2 protein-coding genes are annotated in these 1,628 nt (G+C 63.0%); both read right to left on the bottom strand.

Annotated elements, in window-relative coordinates; genetic code table 11:
- Positions 1-590: 590 nt before the first annotated feature.
- Complete coding sequence (locus BBK14_RS13965; protein ID WP_071062651.1) at positions 591-845, bottom strand: hypothetical protein; 255 nt, start codon at positions 843-845, stop codon at positions 591-593.
- Positions 842-1,522 (bottom strand): 2OG-Fe(II) oxygenase family protein, encoded by a 681-nt coding sequence (locus BBK14_RS13960; RefSeq protein WP_241831473.1) that lies wholly within the window; start codon positions 1,520-1,522, stop codon positions 842-844. The genes BBK14_RS13965 and BBK14_RS13960 overlap by 4 nt, the downstream gene beginning before the upstream one ends.
- Between the last annotated feature and the right edge of the window lie 106 nt (positions 1,523-1,628).

Here is a 1,628-nt window from a genome sequence, read left to right as displayed (position 1 = left end):
GCTGCGGCTCGCCGCCGCGTTCACCGAGCTCGCCGCCGCTATCTGACCGCCGATCATCAGGGCCGCTGGCATGCCTTACTCCCTCAGAACGCAACAGTGCCCCACCCGCCAGACCCGAGCCCTCCTCAGCCACTACCGACACCGAGGCGACCCCACGCCCCTCACCCTACGCATCTAACAAGATCTAGGAATGTAGTACGTGTACCGCCCCCATCCCGGTCATCACGGCGGATACTACGGATTCGTCGTGATGACGTCAGCGTCGATGGATGATGGTCGGGGCCGCCATGGCCGCAGCCCCAACCATGGGTGTCATCCGGTGGCTGCGGCCGGGGCCCCGGGTGCCGACGTAGGACGGCGTGGCCGAACGTTTTTGCTGGTAGGCGACCTGTTTGCATGATCGGGGATGGTGATCGTGGGTCCGGGGATGGTGGGGTGGCGGTTCGTATTGTGCCCGGTTCTGTCCACCACCTCTGAGGTGAGGATTTCCGGTGTGGGCTGGGTCGACTGCGGGCGTGGCTGACCGTGCCGGGTGGTCGGGCCCGGTGTGGCGGCGTGACTGTTTGGTTGTGGCTATTCCTCCCGGGTAGTCAAGCGGCGGGCTGTTCGGGTTCGACGGTTACTTTCAGGCCGAGTTTCTCTAGTTGGGCGACGAGGCGCTTCTGCTGGGCTTCCGTGCTGTGTCGGCGACGCATCCATTCAGGGCCGAGGTCCCGGTAGACGGTGTCGTCGTGCACGATGTGCCAGTAGGCGATCAGAATGTCGTGGCGGATCGCCCCCACGGCTTTCTGGACCCCACGGCGACCGTGGATCTGGGGGCCTACGACCTCGGCCTCAACACTCACCCGCGGCTGCGGGTCCAAGCCGCGTTCACCGGACTCGCCCGCACTATCTGATCACCGGCCCGACGCTCAAGGAATGACAGACGGTCCTCCTCGAGGATCCTCCGTGTAGTGATCCGTTCCGGATAAGAACGCATGAACATGTGGGTGAAATGGCTTCCGTAGTGGATGTGGGAAGCGTCCGGCTTGGACAGCGGATGGACGTGCGCCGCGAAGTTTGGTTCGTGGAAGTACGCCAGGGCGAAACGCTCGCGCGTATTCAGCACGACCTTGTGTGGCGTGGAGAGCAGAAGACCATTCGTCAGGAACTGCAGGATGTCTCCCGGGAACACCGTCAGCACGCTCGGTATCGGTTTCACGAACGTCCACGGCTCGGAGTTCTCGTACATGCCCGCCATGCTTTCGTTCTCCAGCCAGTTCCTATTCCGTGGTTCCCCTTCGACCGGTGGACGCACGTAAAGGCCTCCCACGTCGTCCTGGGCGGCGATCACTAGCATGCCATAATCGGTATGGGAGCCGATGCCCCGGGAGGTTCGCTCCGAACAGGGGGGAAAGCGCAGAACCCGCATGTGGTGCCAGCCGTCGACGGCCAGTTTGGCCAATGTGTCGATGTCGTCCAACTCCAGGCCCAGCGCTGTCAGTTTCAGAAGCTTCTCGCCGACGGAACTCAGTGTATCCATGAGCGCCTGCATACTCTGCTGGTATTCAGCGTCAGGCCAGGGTGTCGGACCGTGGCATGGCCATTGTGCCCGTACCCGAGCGTCGTCCAACGGAACATCCTTACAG

Origin of the sequence: Parafrankia soli, assembly GCF_001854695.1 — a bacterium.
Taxonomy (GTDB): domain Bacteria; phylum Actinomycetota; class Actinomycetes; order Frankiales; family Frankiaceae; genus Parafrankia; species Parafrankia soli.
This window is presented reverse-complemented; position numbering and strand designations above follow the sequence as displayed.